The 18,968-nt window shown below is 67.7% G+C and carries 19 protein-coding genes; 3 read left to right on the top strand and 16 right to left on the bottom strand.

Annotation, left to right across the window (positions count from 1 at the left end):
• Positions 1 to 75 precede the first annotated feature (75 nt).
• From J8847_RS17550 to J8847_RS17475, 16 genes are all read right to left on the bottom strand, one after another.
• The gene (locus tag J8847_RS17550; protein WP_211525994.1) at positions 76 to 966 is read right to left on the bottom strand and encodes an ExeA family protein; all 891 of its coding nucleotides are present in this window, start codon (positions 964 to 966) and stop codon (positions 76 to 78) included.
• Entirely contained in the window at positions 966 to 2,768 is a 1,803-nt protein-coding gene (gene mshL, locus J8847_RS17545) for a pilus (MSHA type) biogenesis protein MshL (RefSeq protein ID WP_229512964.1), read from the bottom strand. The genes J8847_RS17550 and mshL overlap by 1 nt, the downstream gene beginning before the upstream one ends.
• Before the next feature lie 10 nt (positions 2,769 to 2,778).
• Positions 2,779 to 3,117, bottom strand: a complete 339-nt coding sequence (locus J8847_RS17540) for a hypothetical protein (protein WP_211525993.1) — start codon at positions 3,115 to 3,117, stop codon at positions 2,779 to 2,781.
• A 20-nt stretch (positions 3,118 to 3,137) separates the two neighbouring features.
• Positions 3,138 to 3,845 (bottom strand): hypothetical protein, encoded by a 708-nt coding sequence (locus tag J8847_RS17535; protein ID WP_229512962.1) that lies wholly within the window; start codon positions 3,843 to 3,845, stop codon positions 3,138 to 3,140.
• On the bottom strand, positions 3,842 to 4,489 hold the full coding sequence (locus tag J8847_RS17530) for a PilN domain-containing protein (protein WP_211525992.1): 648 nt from the start codon (positions 4,487 to 4,489) through the stop codon (positions 3,842 to 3,844). Before J8847_RS17530 ends, J8847_RS17535 begins: the two co-directional genes overlap by 4 nt.
• On the bottom strand, positions 4,486 to 5,424 hold the full coding sequence (pilM, locus tag J8847_RS17525; RefSeq protein WP_211525991.1) for a type IV pilus biogenesis protein PilM: 939 nt from the start codon (positions 5,422 to 5,424) through the stop codon (positions 4,486 to 4,488). The genes J8847_RS17530 and pilM overlap by 4 nt, the downstream gene beginning before the upstream one ends.
• 140 nt (positions 5,425 to 5,564) lie before the next feature.
• Positions 5,565 to 8,579, bottom strand: a complete 3,015-nt coding sequence (locus J8847_RS17520; protein WP_211525990.1) for a DUF11 domain-containing protein — start codon at positions 8,577 to 8,579, stop codon at positions 5,565 to 5,567.
• A complete protein-coding gene (locus J8847_RS17515; protein ID WP_211525989.1) occupies positions 8,576 to 9,040 on the bottom strand; it encodes a pilus assembly PilX N-terminal domain-containing protein in 465 nt (154 codons plus the stop codon). Before J8847_RS17515 ends, J8847_RS17520 begins: the two co-directional genes overlap by 4 nt.
• Positions 9,037 to 9,921, bottom strand: coding sequence for a prepilin-type N-terminal cleavage/methylation domain-containing protein (locus J8847_RS17510; protein WP_211525988.1), 885 nt, complete (start codon positions 9,919 to 9,921; stop codon positions 9,037 to 9,039). The genes J8847_RS17515 and J8847_RS17510 overlap by 4 nt, the downstream gene beginning before the upstream one ends.
• The gene (locus J8847_RS17505; protein WP_211525987.1) at positions 9,918 to 10,508 is read right to left on the bottom strand and encodes a type II secretion system protein; all 591 of its coding nucleotides are present in this window, start codon (positions 10,506 to 10,508) and stop codon (positions 9,918 to 9,920) included. Before J8847_RS17505 ends, J8847_RS17510 begins: the two co-directional genes overlap by 4 nt.
• Positions 10,498 to 11,055: a GspH/FimT family pseudopilin gene (locus tag J8847_RS17500; RefSeq protein ID WP_211525986.1), complete on the bottom strand. Its 558-nt coding sequence runs from the start codon at positions 11,053 to 11,055 to the stop codon at positions 10,498 to 10,500. Before J8847_RS17500 ends, J8847_RS17505 begins: the two co-directional genes overlap by 11 nt.
• An 18-nt stretch (positions 11,056 to 11,073) precedes the next feature.
• Positions 11,074 to 11,553 (bottom strand): type II secretion system protein, encoded by a 480-nt coding sequence (locus tag J8847_RS24460; protein WP_211525985.1) that lies wholly within the window; start codon positions 11,551 to 11,553, stop codon positions 11,074 to 11,076.
• A 67-nt stretch (positions 11,554 to 11,620) separates the two neighbouring features.
• A complete protein-coding gene (locus J8847_RS24455; RefSeq protein WP_211525984.1) occupies positions 11,621 to 12,094 on the bottom strand; it encodes a type II secretion system protein in 474 nt (157 codons plus the stop codon).
• Positions 12,095 to 12,142: 48 nt separating this feature from the next.
• Positions 12,143 to 12,667: a hypothetical protein gene (locus J8847_RS17485; RefSeq protein ID WP_211525983.1), complete on the bottom strand. Its 525-nt coding sequence runs from the start codon at positions 12,665 to 12,667 to the stop codon at positions 12,143 to 12,145.
• Positions 12,664 to 13,908: a type II secretion system F family protein gene (locus J8847_RS17480; RefSeq protein ID WP_211525982.1), complete on the bottom strand. Its 1,245-nt coding sequence runs from the start codon at positions 13,906 to 13,908 to the stop codon at positions 12,664 to 12,666. Before J8847_RS17480 ends, J8847_RS17485 begins: the two co-directional genes overlap by 4 nt.
• Complete coding sequence (locus J8847_RS17475; protein WP_211525981.1) at positions 13,908 to 15,611, bottom strand: GspE/PulE family protein; 1,704 nt, start codon at positions 15,609 to 15,611, stop codon at positions 13,908 to 13,910. The genes J8847_RS17480 and J8847_RS17475 overlap by 1 nt, the downstream gene beginning before the upstream one ends.
• A 185-nt stretch (positions 15,612 to 15,796) precedes the next feature.
• Between J8847_RS17475 and J8847_RS17470 the strand changes: the two genes are divergently transcribed.
• The 3 genes from J8847_RS17470 (at position 15,797) to J8847_RS17460 (ending at position 18,882) form a co-directional block, all read left to right on the top strand.
• The gene (locus J8847_RS17470; protein ID WP_229512960.1) at positions 15,797 to 16,504 is read left to right on the top strand and encodes a histidine phosphatase family protein; all 708 of its coding nucleotides are present in this window, start codon (positions 15,797 to 15,799) and stop codon (positions 16,502 to 16,504) included.
• An 80-nt stretch (positions 16,505 to 16,584) separates the two neighbouring features.
• Positions 16,585 to 17,652 carry a phosphotransferase gene (locus J8847_RS17465; protein ID WP_211525980.1) on the top strand — a complete coding sequence of 356 codons (1,068 nt, stop codon included), beginning with the start codon at positions 16,585 to 16,587 and terminating at the stop codon, positions 17,650 to 17,652.
• A 12-nt stretch (positions 17,653 to 17,664) separates the two neighbouring features.
• The gene (locus J8847_RS17460; protein ID WP_211525979.1) at positions 17,665 to 18,882 is read left to right on the top strand and encodes an acyl-CoA dehydrogenase family protein; all 1,218 of its coding nucleotides are present in this window, start codon (positions 17,665 to 17,667) and stop codon (positions 18,880 to 18,882) included.
• The last annotated feature ends 86 nt before the right edge of the window (positions 18,883 to 18,968 follow it).

Here is an 18,968-nt window from a genome sequence, read left to right as displayed (position 1 = left end):
TATCGGACGGCATGCCTTGCGCGCCCGGCTTTCCTGCGCGCGCGTCCAGGTCCTGCAGCATCTTGTTGATGAGACTCATCGTGCGACCACCCACGCCAGGCAGGCGGCGACCGAGAAGGCCGCGGCGCCCGCCGCCAGCCAGGTCCAGATGTCGCGCCGCACGCCGATCGTATCACGCGCGGCGGTGGTCACATGGCTGCCCGCCACCTGCTGCTTGCCCTGGCCGTAGCTGAGCATCATGGCCTTGTGCGCCATGATGTTGACCAGGCGCGGCACGCCGCCGCTGGCCTTGTACAGGCCGCGGATCGCCGCGCGCGTAAACAGGCGCGCGCCGGTGAAGCCGGCCACGCGCAGGCGGTGCGCCACGTAGTAGTCCAGGTCGTCGCGGCTGAGCGGACCGAGGTGGTAATGGAAGGTGATGCGCTGGGCCAGCTGGCGGATCGATTCAAGCTCCAGCTTGCGGTTCAGTTCCGGCTGGCCGAACAGCACGATCTGCAGCAGCTTGCGCTTTTCGGTTTCCAGGTTGGTCAGCAGGCGCAGCGCTTCCAGGCTCTCCACCGGAATCGCCTGGGCTTCGTCCAGGCACAGCACCACGCGCTTGTCCTGGGCCGCCAGTTCGAGCAGGCGCTGGGTGATGGCCTTCAGCACCTGGTGCTGGTCGGCCTCGCGCTCGAGCTTGAGCTCCAGCTCATCCGCCAGGGCCAGCATCAGGGTGCGCGGTTCCAGGTAGGGATTCGGGATATAGGCGGTGACGAAGCCTTCGCCCAGGGTCGCCATGAACTTGCGGCACAACAGGGTCTTGCCGGTGCCGACTTCGCCCGTGATCTTGATGAAGCCCTCGCCGCCGCGCGCCGCCACCAGCAGCGTATTCAGGGCTTCCTGCGAACCCGGGCTGCCGAAGAAAAAGCTGGTGTCCGGGGTGATCCCGAACGGCAGCTCGCGCAGGCCGAAGTGGGCCGCGTACATTACTTGCGCTCCCGGGTCCGCGGGTCCAGTTGCTCGATCCTGCGGCCGGCGTCCAGCAGGTCCTGGCTCCAGTCGTTCGCGCCTTCGACAATGGTCGGCTTGATCAGCACCACCAGCTCGCGCTTCTGGCTGACGCGGTTCTTGTTGCGGAACAGCGCGCCCAGCACCGGCAGCTTGTCGGCGCCCGGCAGCTGGTCTACGTCGCCGGTCGAGGCCTGGCGCATCAGGCCGCCGATGGCCACCACCTGGCCGTTCTGGCCGCGCACGATGCTGTCCAGTTCCGAGGTGCTGGACGCCGCCAGCGGCAGCCTGACCGTGCCTGCGGTGCCCAGGTCGACGTCCTTGTTCACGGTCGACACCTGGCTCACCGACGGGTGCACGTGCAGCAGGATGTTGCCCTTGTCGTCGATCTGCGGGGTCACGTCCAGCACCACGCCCGAGAAGAAGGGCTGCACGGTCACGCTCGGGGTGACGGTGCTGCCGCTGTTGGTGGTGTTGATGGTGTTGGTGATCCCGGTGACGAAGAACTCGTCGGTGCCGATCTTGAGCACCGCCTTCTGGTTGTTCATCGCCGCCACGCGCGGGCTGGACAGCACGTGCACGTTGCCCTGCGATTCCAGGAAGGAGATCAGGGCCGCGAAGTTATTGGTCTGGAAGGCGAAGCCGAACAGCGAGCCGGCCGCGGTGGCGGCGTTCGACAGCGAGAAGCCGGTGCTGGCGCTCAGGCCCTGGCCGTTGGCGATGATGGCCGGCTGGCCGCCGTCGCGCGGCAGCGGCGCCAGGTTGGCGCCCGGGCCGATCATGCCGCCCGAGACGCGGTTCGGGTGCGAGCTCTTGATCGAGGCGAAGGAGGCCCAGTTGATGCCGCTCTGGAAGCGGTCGTTCAGCTCCACTTCGAGGATCTTGGCTTCCAGGATCACCTGGCGGTCGACCGCCAGCTGGGTGGCCTTCAGGTAGGCGTCGATGCTGCGCAGTTCGTCCGGCATGGCGCGGATCACGACCACGCCCGACTGCGGGCTGATCACGACGCTGCGGCCGCCCTCTTTCGAGCCGACAATGGCTTCCAGCGCGGACTTCAGCTCGCCCCAGAAATCGTTCTCGGAGGTGGTGTTGATGTCGGTGCTGTCGACCTGGACCATGTTCGAGCCGTTCTGGCCGCCCTGGTTCTGGCCGCCGGTGTTGTTCCCCGTGTTGCCCGTATTGCCCTGGTTCTGGCCGCCGTTGTTGCGCACGCCCCCCGCGTCGGCCACCGAGGTCGAGTTCACGCGCAGGTTCGACATGCCGCGCCGCTTGGCCGTCAGGTAGTTCACCTGGAACATGCGGGTCTGCATGGTCAGCGGACGGATGGTGATGCGGGTGCCCTCGATCTTGTAGTCGTAGCCGTACATCTCGCGGATCGCTTCCAGCGTCTCGGCGATCGTCACGTCCTTCAGGTTGGCGCTGATGTTGCCGCTGACCTCGGGATGGACCAGCATGTTGTAGCGGGTGCCGGCCACGATCGAGCGGAAGAACTGCTGGGCCGGGACGTTGTTGAAGGAGACGTTGAAACGCTCTTCCAGGGCCGGGCGCGCCTTGGGCAGCTGACTGGCCAGGCTGCTCACCGGCGGCAGCAGCGCGTTGGCGACGGCTTCGTCGCTGGGCGCCGCGGCGGCCTGCTGGGACCTGGCGCCGGCCTTTTCCATCTCCTTGCCGATCGCGTCATAGGTGTCGTGCCGGCTGGCGCTCTGGCAGCCGGACAGCAGCGCGGTGGCGGCAAGGGCGGCCGGGATCAGGAAGCGTGTGTTCATCGTGGTCCGTTTCATCGGGCGTTCGTCAATGCGCGGCCGGGGTGACGCCGGCGACCGGCGCGGCCAGGGATTCCAGGCGCAGCACCTGGCGTTCGCGGCCGCGCACCAGTTCGACCTCGCCCTGGCTCATGCGCGCCACGCGCGCGCCGCGGAAGCTCTCGCCCAGGCGCACGGTTTCGCCGTCGATCACGGCCACGTGGCGCCCGCGCGGCGAAATCAGCACCGACTGCAGGCGCGGCAGGCCATCGGCCAGGCCGTCGGCGCGGCCGGCGTCCAGCATCGCGGGCGGACGGGTCGGGTCGGCCAGCGACTGGGCGGCGGCCGGAACGTGGGCGAGCGCAAGGGCCGCCAAGATGAGGATCATGGGCTTCACGAGGGTGTCCTTCACAGCTTCATCCATTTCCGGTCCAGGCTCAGGGTATAGAGCGTGAGCGTCAGGCGGGAGGCCGGATATTCCTCCACATCGAGCTGTGCCCTGCCCCAGAACAGCCGGGTCGGCATCGCTTCGAGCGCGCTCATGTAATCGACCATGTCGAGATAATTGCCGCGCACGGTCACTTCGACGCCGTGGCGGTACAGCAGGTCGGCGGGCTTGGCCGCGGCGTCCTTGGCCGGCGCGGCGGCTGGCGCCGTCTTGTCCGCACCGGCGGGCGCGCCGACGCCTTCCGCCGGCAGCGTGCGCATGGACACCAGCTTCAGGCGGCCATTGGCGCGCAGGATGGTGTCCAGCAGCGGCGCCATGCGCTCGGGCGGCACCAGGCCGTGCTCCATCGCCAGCAGCGAGTCGCCCAGGGCCGCGGTTTCCTGCTGCACGGCCTGGAGCCTGGCGCGCGCCGGCGCGTCCGGATCCACCTGGTAGGCCTGGACCTTGGCGGTGATCTCGCCGTCCAGGCCGATCATGTTGTTGCGCTGCTGGCTGATCTGGTCGCGCAGCAGGTCCTGGGCGCGGTAGATCGGGCCCAGCACCATGGTGTGGCCGACGAACACGATCACCGCGGCGGCCGCGGCGAACAGCAGGCCGCGCTCGCGCAGGGTCAGGGCGTCGATGCGCGCGCCCAGCTCGGTCACGCGCTGTTTCAACGGGACGCTCATTTGCGCACCTCTTCCGGTACCGACTGCAGGCTGAACTCGACGTAGGGCGCCGGGGTCGCGCCCTGCTTGCCGTCGGCCGCCGCCGCGACCAGCGGCGCGGCCTGGCCGATCTGCAGGCTGGTGAAGGACTTGCCGCGCATGAGCGGTTCCTGGGTCAGGCGGTTCAGGTAGCCCGGCAGGGTCGCCGGGTCGGTGCTGCGGCCCTTGATGCCGATCTCCTGGCCGGCGCCCGAGACGCTCACGCCGGTCAGCCACAGGCCCGGCACGGTCTGGCGCGCCAGCGCCTTGAAGTAGCCGGCATAGCCGCTGGTGTCGCCGAGTTCTCCGCGCTCGATCACGCGCGAGATGTTGCGCAGCGCCGCCAGCTGGGTCTCGGCTTCGAGGATCTGGGCGTCGATCTCGCGGTTCTTCTGGCGCGGCGCGAACTCGGTGCTCACGCTGGCCAGGCGCGCCTGCTTCTGTTCCAGGCGCAGCGCGCCGACGTTCGCTTCTTCCTGCAGGCGCGCGGTCTGCATCTTGCCGTAGCTCGCCAGCGCGCCGATGCCGCCCGCCAGCAGCGCCAGCGAGACCGCCATGGTCGCTGCCGTCAGGACTTTCTTCTGCGGCTGGAAGGCCGGGTTGAACAAGTTGATCTGCTGGCTCATGCCGCCTCCTCCGCGCGCAGGGCGGCGCCCAGCGGAATGAAGAAGCGCTGCTGCATGCCTGCGTCCATCAGCTCGGGCGTGCGGCTCAGGTCCAGCACGGTGGCCAGGTCGAGGGTCTCGACCGGGGTGTACAGGTTGCTCGACAGGTACTCGTCCAGGCCGGTCACGCCGGAGGGGCCGAGCACCAGCTTGGCGATGCTGATGAAGGAATACTGGCGCTCGAAGTTGTCGAGTGAGCGCTGGAGCTCCAGCGTGATGCGGTCGAAGCTGGCGTGCTTGCGCTCGTGATCGGTCTCGAGCAGCTGATCGAGGCTGACGTCGAAGCGCCGCGACAGGTAGAGCTCGCCGCGATAGGAGACCGTCAGCAGGCCGCCGTCGGCGCCGAAGGACAGCATGGCCACGCCGCGCCCTTCCGGCTCCAGCATGGCCGAGATATTGCGCTGGGCCATCTCCGGGATATCGATCACGCTCAGTTCCACCTTGGCGTCGAGGAACAGCTGCTGGCGCGGCTTGATCACGGTATTGCGGGCCGCGATCACGAAAATGGTCTGCTGGGCGCGCATCTGGGCGTTGGCGTCGACCGGGATGTCGAGCACGTCGATGGTCGCCTGGTCGGCCGGGAAGTCGAGGATGTCCTTCAGGCGCCAGCGCACCGCGGTCTTCAATTCCTCGCGCGGCACGTTCGGCGCTTCGAGGTTGATCACCTGGTAATCGCCGCCCGAGAGCAGGGTCGCGCAGCGGTAGGCGTTGGCGTTGCCCTCGCGCGCGGCTTTCTCCAGCACTTCCACGCCCGGCTGTCCCGGCAGGAAATGGGCGAAGCGCACGAAGGGCTTCGCACCCGCGACGCGCTTGATGCTGGTAGCCGCCACGCCGTCCGCTTGGACGGCGATGGTCAGCCAGCCATCTTTCTTCTTTGCTCTCTTAAAAAAACGCATGCAAGCGGTCTGTGATCGCGAATAATAGTTCGGTGCGGCAAAGGCTTGATTATATTCAAGCCGAGCCCAAATCGATCACAAAAACTCACTTTCCCTCACAAAACAATGAGGTTTTAGGCCGCTTTACGACGCTTCCGTTGTCAATACATCTCTCGGACGTAGATTACGGGGCTCTTGAACTGCCCGAATGTCACGCGCCCGAAGGTGCTGGGTAACCATTCATAGCCCTTGACGAGGATGTCGACGTTGCCGCTGGCCGTGTTCGGCACGGCTCCCAGCACCAGCACGCCCTTGCCGTCGGCGATGGCCGGCAGGTCGACCGAGTCGGGGCTCGCGCCGCTGGCCAGGGTTACGATGCTCCGGTTGCAATCGCCGCCGGGCGCGGTCGCGCTCAAGCGCAGGCTGCGGGTGCAGCCCGAGAACTGCACCGCGCCCTTGCCCGGATCGGCCTCGTCGACGACGCCGTTGTGCTCCCAGACCTGGCCGGTCCAGTACTGGGCGCGCAGCGGCACCGGGGTCTTCATCAGCGGCGTGCCGAGGGTGTTCACCACCAGCAGGCGGCCATTCAGGATCATCATCCCGCCCTCGATCGAATCGGCGTCGCGGTCGGAGGTGATGACGATGCGCGCCGGGCCACCCGGCATGGCGCGCTGGTCCTCGACGCTGGCGCGCAGGTAGACCGCGGTCGGAGCGGTCCACTTGGCGCCGCGGTCCTGGGTGGCGTCGTAAGGGACGGCCAGCTGGTAGCTGACCTCGCGCTCGAGCAGGCGCTTGTCCTGCCCGGGATCGCGCAGGCCGGTCAGCAGCGTATCCGCGCCGGGCGCGCCGGCGGCGCCCAGTTTGATATCCGGCACCAGGTCGCCGCTGAAGCGCTGCAGCTCGCCGTTGCGGCCGAAGGCGCGCACCAGCACGCCGAAGTCCTGGCTCGAGAAGGATGCGCGGGTGACCGGGTTGGTCCCCGTTTGCGGGCAGCCCATGCGCTTCGCGCACTCGAAGCCGAGTTCGGTGTTGGTCCTGAAGTAGGCGGGATAGAAGCGGCCGACCAGTTCGCGGCTGCCCAGCAGGGTGCGGTCGATGCCGAGATAGCCTTCCAGCCTGGGCGCCAGGCTGGCGGCGCCCGCTTCGTTCCAGGAGAAGCTGCCGACCAGGGTGCCGCCGTTCGCGGTCGCTACATGGCTCCAGGCGCCCTGCTGCTGCAGCAGCTTTTGCTCGGTCTCGCCGCCGGCGGCATTGACTGCCAGGATGGCGGCCGGCGCGGTCTCGCCGGTTTCGCGGCCGAAGCTCTTCAAGGGGTCGGCCAGGCCGATTCCGTAGGCGGTCACCGTCACCCGGAAGCCTTCGCCCGCTTCGGCGAAGCCGGCGCCCGCCAGGGTGCTGGAGCCAGGATTGGCCAGGCCGTCGGACGCGCGCGTGTAGGCCGCCTTGATGCTGTCGGGGCGCACCACGAAGGCGGCCTTGGCGGCCTTGCCGCCGTTTTCGACCATGCGCAGGCTGACCAGGCCGACATCGTTGTACTGGAAGGTGATCTGGCGCGAGGCCTTGTTGGCCTCGAAGGTGACGCTGGCGTACAAGGCGTTCGAGCCGTCCAGCGTGAGCGTGCCGTTCTGCACGCACTCCGGCAGACTCAGGTTGCTGATGCGCGGCTTGACCCCGGCGGTGGTCGCGGGATTGTTGCACTCCAGGGCGAAGTGGCCGAGCACCGAGGTGCTGGCGCTCGTACTGACCGCCTTGGCCACCCCGTCCACCGAGCGGGTAAGGAAGATCGCCCGGCTTTCGCCGGCCGTGAGCGGGCCGGTGAACAGCGCGCAGCCTTCGCCCGAGGGCTTGATCGCGGTATCCGGCGCGCATTCGCCGACCGTGAACACCCAGGGATCCTTGCCGACCGCGCCGCCGCCGGTGTCGCCGGCGGCGGTCGAGCGGTTATTGCCGGGCACGCCATCGGCCGTGCCGCTCACCTCGGCCGTGTTGGAAATCTTTCCCTCGGCCGCGATCTTCGCCGTGAGGACCACGCTGGCCGAGGCGCCCGGCTCGAGCGCCTTGTTGTAGCTGCAGCTGACCGCCTTGCCGCTCACCGAACAGGTCCAGTCGGCGCCGGCGGCCGACACATAGCTCAGCGTGTCCGGCAGGACGTCCACCACCTTGACCTGGCTGTCGGCGCGCGTGCCCAGGTTCGACACCGCCAGCGTGTACTTGATCTCGCTGCCGAGCTTGTAGTCGCCGGACGCGGTCTTCTGGATGCTCAGGTCGGCCGGCATGGACGGCAGCGCGACGATCGCGCTGCTCAGCAGCACGCGGTCGGATTCGGTGGTGAACACCGCGTTGGCCTCGCTCGCCGACGCAGGCAGGCGCGCCAGATCGAAGATGTCGAAGTCGATGCCGGGCGAGTTTTCGTCGCTGTTGGCGCTGCTCTTGGAATTGAAGGCATTGTCCTTCTGCGCGAAGGGAGAATACTGCAGGACCTGCCCGGCGAAGCTGACCCAGTCGCCCTTCTGCTGGCCGGTCTTGTCACCCTCCCACACGATGTAGCCGAAGCGGCCGGAATCGCCGGTGGTCGTGCGCGGCTTGTAGTCGCGCATCGGGACGGTGACGCTGGTGTTGCGCAAGGCCTGGAAGCCTTCGTACAGGTTGACGGTGCGGTACTTCTCCAGCCGGTGCGAATACACCACCACCAGCGAGAAGCCGGCCAGGACCGCGTTGTCCTTGGGCTTGTTCGAGCAGTAGGCGGCGCCGGTCGATACCGACAGGCCGCCGAAGGTGAAGGAGGCCTTGCCCCGGACCAGCTCGGTCACATCCTCGGCGGCCGCGAAATAGCTCAGGCCGTCGATGGTCGAGGAATAGCGGCGCTCGGCCGGCGCGGTGACCACGGCGCCGTTGAGCAGCACCTGCGGATCGATGGAGCCGGATCCCGCCCAGTACAAGGTGGCGGAGACCACGTTCGCCTCCGACGGGAGGCTGATGCCGGCCGAGGCGCTCGAAGCCAGGTCGCAGGCCTTGGCGCCGTTGGTCTTGGACTGCAGGCTGGCCTGGGTGCCGGCGAAGTTCACATTCCCCTCGAAGGACTTGGCCAGCGCCAGCGAAGCGGCGGCGGCCTGGCCGGCGCAGGCGAAGGCGCCGGCGCACAAGGCGATGCGGGTGAAGTTCAGCAGCGTGTTCATATCTCTACCTCGAGCCTGCGTTGGACGTAGTCGGGACTGGTGTTCGTGGTTGTGGTCTGGGCCGTGCACTCCCCCTGCACCGGCTGGTTGCAGGCGACGGCGCCGATGCGCCAGCGCCGGGTCTGCGCCACGGCCGCGCCTTCCTCGTCGGCCAGGCCGTCGATGGCCTGGCAGCTCACCGTCACGCGGAAGCTCGCCAGCACGGTAGTGTCCGGAAAGCCGAAGGAAGTGCGCGCAGCGCAGCGGTTCTGGCGCAGCTGTTCGTACAAGCCCCACTCGATTCCCGCGCGCGCGGCCTGGTAGGCCTTGGCTCCTTCCATATCGATGCTCGAGCTGGCCTCCTGGGCGCTGTACAAAGTGACGGCGGCGGCGCCCAGGCCAGCCAGCACCACCAGCAGGAAGATCGCGGTGACCAGGCCGACGCCGGCCTGGCGGCGCAGAGTGCGGAAATGCTTCGTCATGGCGTATTGTCCACGTGAACCTGGTTGACCAGGCGCACCTGGCTGTCCCGGTCGTTGGCCAGGCGCAGCGACAAATTCAGGATCACCAGCGCGCTGCGGCGCGTGACGTCGCTGCCGTATCGGAACACCTGGCTGCAGTCCGCCACCCGCGAGGCGATCACGGCGCGCTGCGGCGTGCCCTGCGGCGGCAGGTTCTGGCTGGCGTCGATCGGATAGCCCCAGTAGCGCACCAGCTCGGCGCTGCCGTCGCGCCCCGTCTCGCAAGCGTAGGTGATGGGCCCGCTCACCACCTGGAAGCGGTTGCTCGGCGAGCGCATCGGCGTCGCCTGGAGCGCGAAGGCATTGTTTTCCATGGTGACGACCGGGTGGTTGGGCGTGGAGTAGTCGACGCTGGCCACCCGCACGATGTTGTTGTCGGGAGCGCCCTGGCGATACAGGTAGGCGTCCGAGGGCACCGCGCCGCCGCCCAGGTTGTAGACCACGATGAAGTCGCCGCGCTCGATCGGGCGCATGGTCCCGCCGACCACGGTGAAGCGGGTCTGGGCGGCGTCGTCGAAATCGAGGACCGGCATGGCCGCCACGCCGTCGTCCAGGGTCAGGTAGCGCCCGCCGGTCGTGGTTTGCAGGAACTCGACCGCGGCCCCGTCGTCGCTCACGCGCACGCTGTTGGGCAGGGCCAGGCGCAAGTCGCGCGCGATGCGGCGCAGCGCAAGGTCGGCTTCGTCGGTGGCGGCGGCGCGCGCCGCGCTGTCGGCATAGCCCTGGACCGGGGCGCGGATGAAGACCGCCACGATGGCGCCGATCACGCCGATGATGACGATGACGAGGATGGCCTCGACCAGGGTGAAGCCGCGTGCGCGGCGCGGGGCTGGCCGGTTCATAGGAAGCCCGGCGCGTAGCGAGTGCGGTAGGCGTCGAGCACGACGGACTCCTGGTCGTAACGGACCTCGACCCGGATGCGCAGCACGTCGCTGTCGGCCGAGGTGGTGTTCGCGACGGGGATGCCGCCGATCGATTCGGGGATGACGCTCACCGTGGCGGTATAACCGGCCACGTTCATCGCGTCTCCGTTCGCATCGGTCAGCACGCCGGCGCCATTGTTGAAGCTGGCCTCGGCCTGGGCAGCCGCCCTGACGTAATCGTTGACGTTGTCGTGCGGCCTTTCGCCTCCCGCTTCCGGGCCCCAGTTCTCGGCCAGGTTGCAGTCGGCGCTGCTCCTGACGTTCTCGTCGCCGGCGTTGCCGGAGGTCGGGTCGCACCAGGTGAACTTGGCCAGCTGGACTTCCTCCAGCAAGCCTTCGGCGATCATCAGCGCCTGCTTGCGCCGCAGCGGGTCGGCGCTGCCCTTGGTGCTCAGGTTCAGCACGCCGATCACGGCGGCCAGGGCGACCCCGACGATCATGATGAACATGATCATCTCGATCAGGGTCAGGCCCGCCTGGCGGGCACGCGCGGTCTTACTGCACATAACCGGTCTCCTGGACCACCGACACCGTGCGCGATTCGCCCTTGCTGGTGATGGTCAGGGTCAGGCCGCCGAAGCCGCCGGCGGCCACCGGGCTGCCGAGCGCGTTGAAGCTGAATTCGGTCATCGGCTCGGACAAGGCGAGCTGCACGCCCTCGGGCCGGCCGATGCAGAACCAGCCGGGCGCCTGGCACTGGGCCTCGGTGGCGCCGCCGCCGATCTGGCCGCCCGGCGCGGGCACGCGCTGGGTGGGGTCGCAGTTGCCTTGGGGGGAGTTGCGCGGCGAGCTGTAGCACAGGGCGATGCGGTTGTCGTCCAGCTGCACGAAGACCGGCGCGTTGCGCGCGATCGCGGCCTTCTGGGCGTAGCGCAGCAAGGCGCGGCTCTGTTCCGCAAAGCCGTCGGCGTCGAAGCCGGTGCGGTCGAAAAAACGGCTGGCGGCGACGGCCGCCAGGATGCCGATGAGGACCATCACGACGATCAGTTCGACCATCGTGAAGCCGCGCGCCGGGCGCGGCTGGAAGCGGGAAATGGGGAGCTGGCCGCCCACGCTACGCCGGTCCCGGGCTTATTCGCAGACCAGCGGATCCGCGGCCTGCTGCAGGACCGGAGGCTGGTTGGCGGCGGTCGGCGCCGCATAGCTGATGAAGCAGGTCGCGGCGAGCGTCGGATTGTCCGCCACGCTGCGCGGCGTGACCGTCAGCTCGTCCTTGTTTTCCTCGATCAGGTAATCGCCGTCGCCCAGACCCGCCGCGGTGGCGAAGGCCTTGCTCGCCTTCGGATAGCCGTTGACGATGGCGACGGCCGTGCCTTCGACATCGATCGAGGTGTCGGCCGGCCGGATCAGCGATTTGCCGTGGACCATGGCGGCCGAGGCGCTCAGCGCGCCACGCGCGGCCTGCAGGCTGGCCACGCGCGCGTCGCCCCCGAGGCTGGCGAATTTCGGCAGTGCGGTCGCCGCGAGGATGCCGAGGATGACGATCACGACGATCAGTTCGATCAGCGTGAAACCGGCTTGCCGCCGGTTCGGGCGAAGGCTGAGATCCATGCTGCTCCTGAAATGAAGCGGCGAGGCTGCGCAATGCAGCCTCGCCGGAAAGATTACACGCTGGGGCTTATTCGCACTGGGTATTGGCAGCCAGCGCGTAGGTCGGCACGCCGCCGGCGGTCGTCACTTCGGTGTAGACCACGTTGCAGGTGGTCTTCAGGGTGGCGTGGGTCGACACGCTGATCGGGGTGACGGTCACGGTGGTGCCCGACACGTCGATCTTGTAGTCGGTGTCGTTCAGGCCCGAGGCGATGGCGAAGTTCTTGGTCGCAGCCGGATAGCCGTTGGTGATGTTGACGTCGGTGCCCTCGACGGCCACCTTGGTGATGCTCGGGTTGATCAGCCACTTGCCGTGCGCCATCGATGCGGTGGCGGTCATGGCGCCTTTGGCCGCGTTCAGGCTGGCGATGCGTGCGTCGCCGCCCAGGCTGGCGAACTTCGGCAGCGCGGTGGCGGCCAGGATGCCCAGGATCACGATCACGACGATCAGCTCGATCAGCGTGAAGCCGCCCTGCGCGCCCTTGGTGTTGAATTTGTTCATCGTTTTTCTCTCCGTTGAGGTGGTGCGGATGGAATCCGCGTTCTTTGGTTAGTGTTGGCGTCCGGTCCCGACTTCGCCGATGACCAGTGCGCCTGGATTCCTGTTCCGCCCGCCGTGCTGCGCGTTTATGCCGGATGGATCAGAGGTGCGGGACAATTCTACCTTGAACTTAAGCAAGTTTGATGTCCCGGAAGAAAAAGTGTCGTTCCCAAGCAAATAGTTGACTGTTTTATCGGTCCGGTCGAAGAACCAGGCACCGCGCCGCAGGCTCCGCGGGTCGGGCGAATAGTATTCGCCGAGGTAGTTGGCCGGCATCCTGCTGAGCCAGGTCATCGGATTTTCTTGTGTTAAAGCAAGAATCCCCTGCTCGCCCTGGGTCATCCCGACCTGCGCCGCTTTCGCCGCCAAGGCGGTGCGCAGCGACGCCACCACGTGGTAGGCGGCGGTGCGCTCGGACTGCTCGCGCCACGCCAGCAGGCGCGCCAGCAGCGCAGCCGTCAGCACGGCCACCAGGATGGCGCACACCGCGAATTCGAAGCGGGTCGCCCCGCCGGCGCGCCGCGGCCGCATCATTTGCCGCCATGCAGGGCGGCCTTGCCCAGGTCCCAGATCGGCAGGAAGATACCCAGCGCCAGCACCAGCACCATCACGCCCAGGAAGGTGATCAGGATCGGCTCGATCTGGGCGGACAGGGTCTTGAGCTCGTAGTCGACCTCGCGCTCGTACATCTGCGCGATCTCGTCCATCAGGTCGTCCAGCGAACCCGATTCCTCGCCCACGGCGATCATCTGCAGCACGATGGGCGTGAACACATTCGCCGCGACCGAGGTGCGCAGGATGCTCTCGCCGCGTTCGACGCCGTCGCGCATCTGCTCGATGCGCATGCTCAGGTAGGCGTTGTCGGCGGTCTGCGAGACCACGGTCAGGGCCTGCACGATCGGCACGCCGCTGCGCATCGACAGCGCGAAGCTGCGCGCGAAACGCGCCATGGTGGCCTTGTGGATGATCTTGCCGGCGATCGGGATGCGCAGCTTCTTCTGGTCCCAGACCAGGCGCCCGCGGGTGGTGGCGATCCAGGAGCGGAAGCCGAACACGGCGCCCAGCAGCATGGCCGCCATCGCCGGCCAGTAGGCCACCGTGAATTCCGAGGTCCCCAGCAGGATGCGCGTCATCAGCGGCAGCTGGGCGTTGAAGGACTTGAACACCGTGGCGAACTGCGGAATCACGAACATGTTCACGATCACCATGGCGATCGCCATCGCGATCACCACGAAGGTCGGGTAGCGCAGCGCCGTCTTGACCCGCTCGCGCATGTCGCGGTCGAATTCCAGGTGGTCGAACAGGCGCAGGAAGACCTCTTCCAGGCGGCCGGTCATCTCGCCCACCTTCACCATCGACAGGTAGAAGGCCGAGAAGCATTCCGGGTGGCGCATCATGGCCGCGGACAGTTCGCGGCCGGAGTCGAGCGACTCGCGCAGGTCCTTGATGACCCTGGCGAAGGACTTGTTGACCGCCGATTCCTGCAGGCCCGCCAGGCCGCGCATAATCGGCACGCCGGACTTGAGCAGGGTGTAGATCTGGCGGCTGAACAGCTGCACGTCCAGTGAGGTCACCTTCTTCTCGGTGAAGCGCGCCAGCAGCGAGCCCTGGGCGCCGCCGGCGGCGCCCGGCCCCGTGCGGCTGGGCGTGATCTCGATGGGCGTGATGCCGTTGCCGAACAGCAGATCTGCAATGGCGGAGCTGTCGGCGCCTTCCAGCACCCCCTGGGTCAGTTCGCCGCGCCCGTCGCGGCCTTTATAGGCGAAGAAAGGCATCAGTCGTCTTGCTGGTTACTGACCCGCATCGCCTCGGCGATGGTGCTGCGCCCCTTCACCGCCAGGAAGACCGCGTGGCGGCGCAGGGTCTGGCCCTGCATCTCGGCGTGCGCCACCTTCAGGAAATGCGAGGGATCGGGGTGGTTGGCCGCTTCGGTCACGGCGCGCGTCATCTCGAGCAGTTCGTAGACGCCCGTGCGGCCGCGGTAGCCGGTGCCGTTGCAGTGCGAGCAGCCCTTGCCGTGGTAGAAGCGGGTGGTCGCGGCGTGCTCGCCCAGTTCCGCGCGCAGCCAGTTCACTTCGCTGGCCTCGGGCTCGTAGGGAACGGTGCAGCTTTCGCAGATCACGCGCACCAGGCGCTGGGCCAGCACGGCCTGCAGCGAGCCGCTCACCATATAGCGCGGTACGCCCATGTCCATCAGGCGCAGCGGCGTCGAGGCGGCGTCGTTGGTGTGCAGGGTCGACAGCACCAGGTGGCCGGTCATGGCGGCGCGCAGGCCGATCTGGGCGGTTTCCTGGTCGCGCATCTCGCCGACCAGGACGATGTCCGGGTCCTGGCGCAGCGCGGAGCGCAGCACGCGCGCGAAAGTCAGCTCGATCTTGTCGTTGACCTGCACCTGGTTGATGCCCGGCAGGCGGTATTCGACCGGGTCCTCGACGGTGATCAGCTTCTTCTCCACCGAGTTCAGCTCGGCCAGCGCGCTGTACAGGGTGGTCGTCTTGCCGGAGCCGGTGGGGCCGGTCACCAGCACCAGCCCGTTCGGGCGCGCCACGATGCTGCGGAAGCGCTCCACGATCCTGGCCGGCATGCCGATGGCGTCCAGGCGCAGGGTGGTGCCGACCTGGTTCAGCAGACGCATGACCACCGATTCGCCGTACTGGGTGGGCATGGTCGAGATACGCACGTCGACGCGCTGGTTGCGCACCTTGACCGCGAAGCGGCCGTCCTGGGGCAGGCGCTTTTCAGAGATGTCCAGGTCCGCCATCAGCTTGAGGCGCAGCGCCAGCGGCGTGGCGACCTTGAGGTCGGCCTCGGTCTGCAGGTGCAGCACGCCGTCGATACGGAAGCGGATCGCCAGGCGGCCGTCCTGCGGTTCGATGTGGATGTCGGATGCGCGCACCTGCACCGCGTCGTCGAACACCGACTGCAGCAGCTTGACGATGGGCGCCTCTTCCAGGCCCGGATTGGCGGCCAGGGCGCCGAAGTCGATCGAGGTGTCGCCCAGGTCGGCCTCGACCTCGCGCGCCAGGCCGGTGATCTCGCCGGTGCGGCGGTAGATGCGGTCGATCGCGGCCAGGACCTCGGTCTCGTTGACCACGGCCAGCTCCACGCCCTTCTTGATCAGGCGCGCGATCTCGTCGTAGGCGAACAGGTCGGTCGGGTCGGACACCCCGACCAGCATGGTCTCGCGGCGGTCTTCCAGCACCAGCGCGCGGAAGCGGCGCGCGGCCGTCTCCGGCAGCAGGCGCACCAGGTCGGCGTTGATGTTGTAGAACTTGAGATTGATGTAAGGGATGTTCAGCTGGCGTGCGAGCGCGCCCGAGATCTGGTCCTCGGTCACGAAACCGCTTTCCACGAACACGCGGCCGAGCTTGCGGCCGGTGCGCTTCTGGTCCGCCAGCGCCTGGTTGAGCTGTTCCTCGCTCAACAGCTTCTGCTGCATCAGCACTTCGCCGAGACGGACTTTTTCTGGCCTTGCCATGGCACCCCTTGAGAGTTATGTTTCGCGGGCACAATTTTATGCCAGAAAGCATGCAAATTGACCGTTGGCATCCTCTCGACGGCGCAATTTTGTCTCGGATTCGCCTCGCTCATCCATACCCGCGGTGTAAGATGGCCAAATTGCATATCTAACCCGGCAAGAACTTGCCGAATATGGGAGTCCCGATGCATGACAGCGCCCCAGGCGAACGGCGCCGCATCTACCTGATGCGGCACGGCAGCGTCACCTACTTCGACGACAGCGGCAAGCCCTTCCTGCCCGAGACCGTGCCCCTGAACGAGACCGGATGCGCCCAGGCGGACGCTGCCGGCCATGCCTTCTCCGATGCCGGGGTGCGCTTCGACCGGGTCATCGTTTCCGGCCTGCCGCGCACGATCCAGACCGCCCAGCGGGTGCTGGCCATCGCAGGGCAGCCGGTCGAGATCGAGGTCTGGCCCGAATTGCATGAAATCCGCGGCGGGCGCCTGTCCAGCATTCCCACGGCCGAACTGCGCCGCGCCTTTACCGGCGCCTTCGACGGCCTGGTGGACGAACAGCAGCGCTTCCTGGGCGGCGAATCGGTGGGCGAGATGATGGACCGGGTCCACCCGGCGGTAAGCAGGCTGCGCGCCGAACAGGACTGGGACACGGCCTTGCTGGTCCTGCACGGCGGCGTCAATTGCGCCATCCTGTCCCTCGCCCTCACCGGCCAGCGCCTGTTCCTGGGCGGCCTGTCCCAGGCGGCCGGCTGCATTAATGCCCTCGACGTCGGCGGCGACTCGCACGACTGGGTGGTCCGCTTCGTCAACTACGTCCCGCCGGGGCCGCTGCAGCCGGGGGCGCGCACCACGACGATGGAACAATTGTTCGAGCAATACCGGAAAGGACGCTGAAGCCGTTTTCATTCGGTCTAAAAATAGTACGCGCGTGCCTTTCCAAGGCAATCCGATCTACCAAAATAAGCGGAGACACGATGTTCGAAAACATGATGGGAACCAAACCGGTGTCCGAGCGCCAGCGCTTCGACACGGAAGCGCTCGACGCCTGGATGCGCGCGCATGTCGACGGCTATCCCGGCGGCCCGCTCGAGGCCGAGCAGTTCAAGGGCGGCCAGTCCAACCCGACCTTCCTGTTGCGTGCAGGCGGCCAGCGCTACGTCCTGCGCACCAAGCCCGGCCCGGCCGCCAAACTGCTGCCCTCGGCCCACGCGATCGAACGCGAATTCCGCGTGATGTCCGCGCTGCACGGCGCCGCCTTCCCGGTGCCGCGCCAGTTCGCCCTGTGCACCGACGAAGTCGTGATCGGGCGCGCCTTCTTCGTCATGGAGCATGTCGAGGGCCGGGTGCTGTGGGACCAGTCCCTGCCCGGCATGGCGCCGGAGGAACGCGCCGCCATCTACGACGAGCAAAACCGCGTCATCGCGCAGCTGCATACCATCGACTACGCGGCCATCGGCCTGCAGGACTACGGCAAGCCCGGCAACTACTTCGCGCGCCAGATCGAACGCTGGACCAGGCAATACCAGGCCTCGATGACCGAGCCGATCGAGGCCATGGACCGGCTCATGGCATGGCTGCCGGCCCACATCCCGCCCGGCGACGACACCGCCATCGTGCACGGCGACTACCGCCTCGACAACCTGATCTTCCACCCGACGGAGCCGCGCATCCTGGCCGTGCTGGACTGGGAGCTGTCGACCCTGGGCCATCCGCTGGCCGATTTTTCCTACCACTGCATGAGCTGGCACATCCCGCCGGGCCAGTTCCGCGGCATCGCGGGCCTGGACCTGGCGGCCCTCGGCATCCCCGCGCTGCGCGACTACGTGGCGCGCTACTGCGAGCGGACCGGCAAGACCATCCGCGAGGAAGACTTCGACTTCTACCTGGCCTACAACATGTTCCGCCTGGCCGGGATCATGCAGGGCATCATGAAGCGCTATGTCGACGGGACCGCGTCCAGCGCCGCGGCCTTGGAAAACGGAAAGGCCGCGCGCCCGATGGCCGAGATGGCGTGGCGCTTCGCCTCGCGCAGCGCGAGCTGAACTGGAGAACACATGGATTTCGCCTACTCGCCCCGCTGCGAAGAACTGCGCAGCCGCCTGCTCGCCTTCATGGACGAGCACATCTACCCCGTTGAGGCCGCCTTCGGCGAGGCGGTCGCGCGCAACGGCGCCGCCGGCAACCGCTGGCAGCCGGTGGAGCTGATCGAGCGCCTCAAGCCCCTCGCCCGCCAGGCCGGGCTGTGGAACCTGTTCCTGCCGCGCTCGCGCCGTGCGCCGGAAGGCTTGTCGAATCTCGACTACGCCCCGCTGTGCGAGATCATGGGCCGGGTGCCCTGGGCGCCGGAAGTCTTCAACTGCTCGGCGCCGGACACCGGCAACATGGAAACCCTGGAGCGCTACGCCAGCGAAGACCTGAAGCAGGCCTGGCTCGAACCGCTGCTGCGCGGCGAGATCCGCTCGGCCTTCGCCATGACCGAACCGGACGTGGCGTCCTCGGACGCGACCAATATCGCCACCCGCATCGAGCGCGACGGCGATGACTACGTGATCAACGGCCGCAAATGGTGGATCTCGGGCGCGGGCGATCCGCGCTGCCGCGTCTATATCGTGATGGGCAAGACCGACCCCGGGGCCGAACGCCACCGCCAGCAGTCGATGATCGTGGTCCCGGCCGATACACAAGGCATCACCGTGCTGCGGCCCCTGCCCGTGTTCGGCTACGACGACGCGCCCCACGGCCACTGCGAGATCCTGTTCGAGAACGTGCGGGTGCCGGCGGCCAACATGCTGTTGGGCGAAGGGCGCGGCTTCGAGATCGCCCAGGGCCGCCTGGGACCGGGCCGCATCCACCACTGCATGCGCGCCATCGGGGTGGCCGAACGAGCCCTCGAACTGATGTGCCGGCGGCTTGGCAGCCGGGTGGCCTTCGGGCGCAAGCTGTCCGACCAGGGCGTCTGGCGCGAGCGCATCGCCGAGAGCCGCATCCGCATCGACACCGCACGCCTGCTGACCCTGAAGGCCGCCTACATGATGGACACGGTCGGCAACAAGGTGGCCCAGATGGAAATCGCCATGATCAAGGTGCTGGCGCCCACCGTAGCCCAGGACGTGCTGGACTGGGCCATCCAGGCCCATGGCGCGGCCGGGGTCTCGGAGGAATTCCCGCTGGCCTACCAGTGGGCGGCCAACCGCACCCTGCGCCTGGCCGACGGCCCCGACGAGGTGCATCGCAACGCCATCGCCAAGCTGGAGCTGGGCAGGCACGGCTGAGCCGGGCCGGCGGGGGCCATGCGGGACGCCGCTATGCATGGTGACTGAGCTCAGCTACCATGGGGCATCGCGGCGCCCAAGCCGCT

The organism is Massilia sp. AB1 (genome assembly GCF_018119385.1).
In the GTDB taxonomy this organism is placed as follows: domain Bacteria; phylum Pseudomonadota; class Gammaproteobacteria; order Burkholderiales; family Burkholderiaceae_D; genus Telluria.
This window is presented reverse-complemented; position numbering and strand designations above follow the sequence as displayed.

Coding starts and splice junctions, on each gene's coding strand:
- J8847_RS17550 (WP_211525994.1), bottom strand. CDS start 966: ATGTACGCGGCCCACTTCGGCCTGCGCGAGCTGCCGTTCGGGATCACC.
- mshL (WP_229512964.1), bottom strand. CDS start 2,768: ATGAAACGGACCACGATGAACACACGCTTCCTGATCCCGGCCGCCCTT.
- J8847_RS17540 (WP_211525993.1), bottom strand. CDS start 3,117: ATGATCCTCATCTTGGCGGCCCTTGCGCTCGCCCACGTTCCGGCCGCC.
- J8847_RS17535 (WP_229512962.1), bottom strand. CDS start 3,845: ATGAGCGTCCCGTTGAAACAGCGCGTGACCGAGCTGGGCGCGCGCATC.
- J8847_RS17530 (WP_211525992.1), bottom strand. CDS start 4,489: ATGAGCCAGCAGATCAACTTGTTCAACCCGGCCTTCCAGCCGCAGAAG.
- pilM (WP_211525991.1), bottom strand. CDS start 5,424: ATGCGTTTTTTTAAGAGAGCAAAGAAGAAAGATGGCTGGCTGACCATC.
- J8847_RS17520 (WP_211525990.1), bottom strand. CDS start 8,579: ATGAACACGCTGCTGAACTTCACCCGCATCGCCTTGTGCGCCGGCGCC.
- J8847_RS17515 (WP_211525989.1), bottom strand. CDS start 9,040: ATGACGAAGCATTTCCGCACTCTGCGCCGCCAGGCCGGCGTCGGCCTG.
- J8847_RS17510 (WP_211525988.1), bottom strand. CDS start 9,921: ATGAACCGGCCAGCCCCGCGCCGCGCACGCGGCTTCACCCTGGTCGAG.
- J8847_RS17505 (WP_211525987.1), bottom strand. CDS start 10,508: ATGTGCAGTAAGACCGCGCGTGCCCGCCAGGCGGGCCTGACCCTGATC.
- J8847_RS24460 (WP_211525985.1), bottom strand. CDS start 11,553: ATGGATCTCAGCCTTCGCCCGAACCGGCGGCAAGCCGGTTTCACGCTG.
- J8847_RS24455 (WP_211525984.1), bottom strand. CDS start 12,094: ATGAACAAATTCAACACCAAGGGCGCGCAGGGCGGCTTCACGCTGATC.
- J8847_RS17485 (WP_211525983.1), bottom strand. CDS start 12,667: ATGATGCGGCCGCGGCGCGCCGGCGGGGCGACCCGCTTCGAATTCGCG.
- J8847_RS17480 (WP_211525982.1), bottom strand. CDS start 13,908: ATGCCTTTCTTCGCCTATAAAGGCCGCGACGGGCGCGGCGAACTGACC.
- J8847_RS17475 (WP_211525981.1), bottom strand. CDS start 15,611: ATGGCAAGGCCAGAAAAAGTCCGTCTCGGCGAAGTGCTGATGCAGCAG.
- J8847_RS17470 (WP_229512960.1), top strand. CDS start 15,797: ATGCATGACAGCGCCCCAGGCGAACGGCGCCGCATCTACCTGATGCGG.
- J8847_RS17465 (WP_211525980.1), top strand. CDS start 16,585: ATGTTCGAAAACATGATGGGAACCAAACCGGTGTCCGAGCGCCAGCGC.
- J8847_RS17460 (WP_211525979.1), top strand. CDS start 17,665: ATGGATTTCGCCTACTCGCCCCGCTGCGAAGAACTGCGCAGCCGCCTG.